Source organism: Metasolibacillus meyeri (genome assembly GCF_003049505.1).
In the GTDB taxonomy this organism is placed as follows: Bacteria; Bacillota; Bacilli; order Bacillales_A; family Planococcaceae; genus Metasolibacillus; species Metasolibacillus meyeri.
On sequence record NZ_PYWN01000106.1, the window covers coordinates 1 to 5,420 of the forward strand.

The 5,420-nt window shown below is 39.3% G+C and carries 5 protein-coding genes; all 5 read right to left on the minus strand.

Translation table 11 applies throughout. The features are described from left to right. Positions 1-236 precede the first annotated feature (236 nt). Complete coding sequence (locus C9J34_RS15465) at positions 237-1,088, minus strand: DUF2268 domain-containing putative Zn-dependent protease (protein ID WP_107841080.1); 852 nt, start codon at positions 1,086-1,088, stop codon at positions 237-239. A 14-nt stretch (positions 1,089-1,102) separates the two neighbouring features. Next, on the minus strand, positions 1,103-2,527 hold the full coding sequence (locus C9J34_RS15470) for an AAA family ATPase (RefSeq protein WP_107841081.1): 1,425 nt from the start codon (positions 2,525-2,527) through the stop codon (positions 1,103-1,105). Positions 2,528-2,554: 27 nt separating this feature from the next. Further along, on the minus strand, positions 2,555-3,433 hold the full coding sequence (locus tag C9J34_RS15475; RefSeq protein ID WP_107841082.1) for an NUDIX hydrolase: 879 nt from the start codon (positions 3,431-3,433) through the stop codon (positions 2,555-2,557). Between the two features lie 63 nt (positions 3,434-3,496). After that, positions 3,497-4,522: a multifunctional transcriptional regulator/nicotinamide-nucleotide adenylyltransferase/ribosylnicotinamide kinase NadR gene (gene nadR, locus C9J34_RS15480; protein ID WP_107841083.1), complete on the minus strand. Its 1,026-nt coding sequence runs from the start codon at positions 4,520-4,522 to the stop codon at positions 3,497-3,499. Beyond that, positions 4,522-5,229: a nicotinamide riboside transporter PnuC gene (gene pnuC, locus C9J34_RS15485; RefSeq protein WP_107841084.1), complete on the minus strand. Its 708-nt coding sequence runs from the start codon at positions 5,227-5,229 to the stop codon at positions 4,522-4,524. Before pnuC ends, nadR begins: the two co-directional genes overlap by 1 nt. Positions 5,230-5,420: the final 191 nt, after the last annotated feature.

Here is a 5,420-nt window from a genome sequence, read left to right on the forward strand (position 1 = left end):
TCCACTCACTATTTTGAAGTGGGGGTCTTACAGCCTGTTAATACGGGATAAATTCCTTTTAGATTAGAGGCTGACAAGATATTATTACCCTTTGCATGAATCGCTTACAGAAAACACATCATTTTGTGGCAACTATTTTGTCAACGTTCTCTTCAGTTAGTGTATCATTTTTTACATCAATTATGGTGCGAATATGTAATACTCTTGAAAGTTACTCATTCGTATTTTTCAATTTATTAAAATGTTTGCTGTTCTAGTTGCTCTAACTGTTTGTGCATGCATTCCTGAAATGTAGCGGTTTTCCATAATGTGACCGCTTCTAGCTCACCATATTGTCTAACTAGCTCCTGCACACAACGATATCCGATATAATAACCAAGCCTCGTATAGCCGAACTGTGCGCCTCCATTAATGGAAAACCATTCCTTGAACATTTCCTGTGTAGCGCATTGCTGTAAATCCTGTCTGAATTTCTCAACGATTTGTTGCTCATGTGCTTGACAAAACACTAGCCACTCGAGGTCATCATCATACGCAAAATAAACATCAGCTCGCGCATTGACAGCTTGCATTGAAAAATATGTCGCTACACCTTCCTGCAATAGCCAAGTAACTGGATTTGCCCAATCCACCATTTCCCAAGCAATATTCTCTTGCATCGATAGCAAATTATGCAATGCGTGTCCAAATTCATGCGCGATAATAACACTTAAATGCGCTTCCTGTGGCGAAAGCTTCTCTAAACAAAAGGCGATTTCAGGGTTGTATTGACGGTATGTATAAGCATTGGAGCCATAGATTCCTACAAGTAAATGCACATTTTGTGTAAATTGCACACGATAAGTTATTTCATAAAATCGAACAATTTCTGTAATCAGCTTTGGCATTTGTTGTGCCATTTGCTGTATTTGCTTCAATTGTGCAGGATGCTTCCCTAAGGCATCCTGCATTTTTTGTTCTTTACGTAGACAATGATATGTAAAATATTCTGTAAACTGCTCCTGATTGTGTGCAAAGTAGTTTTCCAGATAGGCTATTGTGGGCTCATAGTGTGCTACAAATGCTGTGGCACTATCGCATATTTTCATTCGAGTTTCTCCTTTTAATTTTCATTTTTCAATAAATGAATGATGGATTGCAAAATCGTCACATTGTCCACGATGACTAATTGCAGTTTTTTACGTGTACGAATAATTGTATGGTACAGCACTTGCAGCGGATCAATGGCAGCACTCTTTCTTGCAGCTGATAGACGACCATTCGCTTTATACGTAAAGTGACTATCAATGATGACACAGACACGATTAAACTCATTTCCTAAAATATCGCGCGTCGTTGGTCGCTCAAAGTGATAACAATCTACGACAAGCCAGTTCGTCCGTCTGCATTCTTCCATATGCTGCGTAAAAGCCGCTTTCGTCGAAAAATAATGGATGCTAATATTCGGAAAATGCTGTTTGCCAATGACCAGACGTTGGTCGAAAAGCTGCTGCACAAAGGACTGCATCTCCTTGTTGTAACGCATCACCATTTTTAACTCATAAATTTTCGTATCAAAATGCTTTTCAATATAGCCCCTGACATCAATTCTATGCCCTTCTCCGAAGAAATAATGCCCTGCATCGAGTGAAAAAACAGCGGGGATTTTGCTTTCTAATAGCTTCCCTCGAATATGCTGTAGCTGTTCATAGCTGAGCTTTTGTGCCTCGTCAATTACGACAATATCAATGCTTTCCAAAGACATCTCACTCACTGTTTGAATAGCCCAACCATACTGCTCATTTAAAATGCGCTGCCCTTTGTTCAGCACATTGCCATGAACCAAGACAACCCTTTTCCCTGCTTTTCTCCACGTTTTCACTAAATCATAGGTCAGCAATGTTTTCCCCGTCCCTGGCGCACCATCAATCACAACAGACGTATTGCGCTCTACTAAATCCAGTATTTCTCGTTTAAAGGTCATTTGCGGGGACGTTAAAAAATACTCCCCATTGATAAAGGAATGTGGTAGCTCGAACGGTGATACGAGATAATTAATTGGATCAAATACATCATCAATATTTGTCAGCATGCGTATTTGCTGATTTTCTATCACTTGCAGCAAATGGACAAAGGATACTTTAATCAGCCTATCCCCTTTTAGCTGGTACAATGTTTTTGTTGATGAAACAAAGGTAAAGCTTAAAATATCCACTTCCAAAAACTTCAAATAATAAACATTTTGCTGTAATTGCTTGCGTATACGATTTTTCGTACTTTCGCTCTTTAGCTCAATATTCACAATATAATTTTTGCCAATGCGCAATAAATCAAATTCCTTGCTAATTTGTTTGATTTTGTAGCCAACGAAAAAATGGTGTAGTGGTGGCTCTCCCGCCTTTATCAGCTCCTCCACCAACAGATTTAAATCATCCAGCTCATTCGTACGTATTTTCTCCATATCAAATTGCTGGACATATTGTAAAAAAGCCGATTCAGATAAGTCTTTATATGCATCGAGCAACGATTGTAAATGGATTGATTTCATTTTGATCACCCACCTATTAGTATAGCATTACAATGAGCCAAATACCCAACGATGGTTATAGCGATAAAGCTGTGATGGACGATGTGCTCCCTCCTTTATTTCTTCACCTGTTGCTAGCACTTTATCTGCAATATGACGACGGAATTGTGCTTTAAACAAGCTTTTGCCTAAAATCATTTCATACACTGCTTGCAGGCGCGGTAATGTAAATTTTTCAGGCATTAAATTGAAGGCAATATTCGTATATTCCACTTTATTACGTAAACGATACAAGGAGTATAAAATAATCTTTGCATGGTCAAAAGCGATTGTATTTGCGCCATCCTCTATCATTTCAATCACTTCTGTTGTTTTTGTACCATATGCCTGTTTCCGTACGCGCAAGCGAGCCTGTGCGTGCACAGCTTTTTCTTTGTTCGTTAACGTTAGTAAAATCTCCTCCGTTTCTTCCAGCATTTCCTTCGTCTCTTTATACTCTCTTAGCAAGCTTTCGGTTGCAACACTAAACCACCTTGCATCACGCGCATCATCTCCTGCCTTTAGCTGCATTTTATTTTTCGCAGCAAGTGCCATATAGGATGCACTTAAAATACGCATGCGCGGGTCACGCTCTACATCTGACCATGTATACAATTGCTCTGCGTATAGATCGGTAATACCTGTCTCCTCCTGTAGCTCTCGTTGCACTGCTTGTTCTAACGATTCATTAATATCCATAAAGCCACCAGGTAAAGCCCAGCAATGCTGAAATGGATGATGCTTTCTTTCAATAAGCAATACTTCTAATGCAGGCTGTTCCTGACAAACGGTAAATACAACGATATCTGTTGTGACACTCGGCTTTTCGTATCGCTCTTTTTCTTGTTGATAATGGCTTAAAAATTGCTGTTCATTATCGAATGTCATGTAACCATCCTTTCAAACAAGGAGCTGTCTCAAAGCAACGTTCCAGACAGCTCCTTGCGATATTTATATAGCAATTAATGCACGCACATGCTGGATCGCTTGCTCCATTCTTTCATTATATGTGCCTTTAATTGTAATAATGGGTATATGACGCTGTGCAAACATTTCTTTTAACAGTGCATTATTACTTGCACGCACTGAGGCTTCACCTAATACACGATAGCCATCCTCAACCCATGGTACATCTGGCTCTAAATACAAATATAAGTCATAGCGCTGTGTCGCAATGGCTTCCTCAACGATAGGCAATTCATAGCCTTGGTAGACCTTTGTATAATATTGCGTCACCACTTGCTCCGAATCAATAAACAGCACTTTATTTGCCTGTTTCAGTCGTTGGAACTCCAAATGCTTATGACCATAAGTAATTTCCTCATAATGACGGTCGATAATTAAATCTGAGCCGTTGCCAATTTCCTCACAAATTGTACGTCCATATTCCTCCACATAGGTCGTTTGAAAAAGCTTCGCTAAATTGCGAACTAATGTGCTTTTTCCACAGCTTTCTGTCCCGACAACTGCTACTTTTTTCGTAAAAAATGGACGCACGCTCATCGGCAGCATATCCCAATGCTTATATACACCTTCTGTACGAATTTGTGTGGCACTAATCGGAAACATTTGACGCGCCTCATCTAATACTATATGCTCTGCCTCTGGATAAATTTGATCGAACCACTTGCTATAGCTGCTCTCAGAGCTGAAAACATGTGTTATGGATTCATGAATCGCCGCTTTAATGCGCTTGCCACCCTCAAGCCAATTATAGTCTGCATCCAGTGAATCGGCATCCTCAATATACAAAATTTCGATATTTGGACAATCTCTTGTTTCCTGTGAAATCCACAAGGCACGCTCCTTATAAGACATATATGGTATATTGCCTTGCTCACAAAGCTTGCGATCACGCTCCTCATCGTATAGAACAATGACATACAATTTATCGACCATGGCACTTGCCTTCAATGTGCTATATAAATGCCCTTGATGAAACGGCATAAATTTGCCACCATAAAACCCTACTTTCATTATACGTTCACCTGTCCTTTAGCAATGCGTAACCAGTTCACATAACCATATACCGAGTTGATGAGGAATGCACTCCACATGACTACCATCGTCCAGTCATTACCACCTGTTTGCACTAACGTAATGACCCATAATGTAATCGTTAGCATATTGACCAAAATCCACAGTATCCATTGTTCTGCAAAACGTAAAATCATTAAAATTTGTGCGATAACGGACAAAACAACCGCCATGCTGTCAATGCGTACTTGCTGTGCATTGATTGCTGTTAATAGCCAGCCATAAAGCACTGCCCCAATAACAAACGATACAACAACGAGCAGCCACTGCTTTACTGAAAGTCTTTTTGCATAAACCGTTTCACCGTGCACCGCTTCATTTTCAGGCTTTTTATACTTTAACCACATATAGACACCGATGAATTGTGCTGGTAAATAAAATAATAAATTCAGCATCGATTCCCCGTATAATTGATATGTGTAGGCAATATAGCCGTATGTTGCAGTTTGAATCACACCGAAGAAATAGTTACTAATTCTCCCCTTTGCGACTAACACAACACATAGCATGCCTGCAATAGATGAAATTAACCCTAAAATTGTATCATCCCATGCAAAAAATAAAATAAGATTAATTGTGGTAAACAAAGCAAGCCAACCGCGCTCAAACCATGTCCAATCCTGCCATTTCCCAAAAATAATTGCCATTATTTCTCTCCCCTTCACTTAGTAACATTTCGATACTTTACGGTTAGTATAAAATCGTTACTAAGTATGCACAATAGGTATATGGATTCATTTATGGATGAAGTTGCGCTTTATGTCACAATATTTCCTAACAACACCATGCTATAATGAATAAAAGAAGAAAGCGAGGAAATCAAAATGTATCATTACGT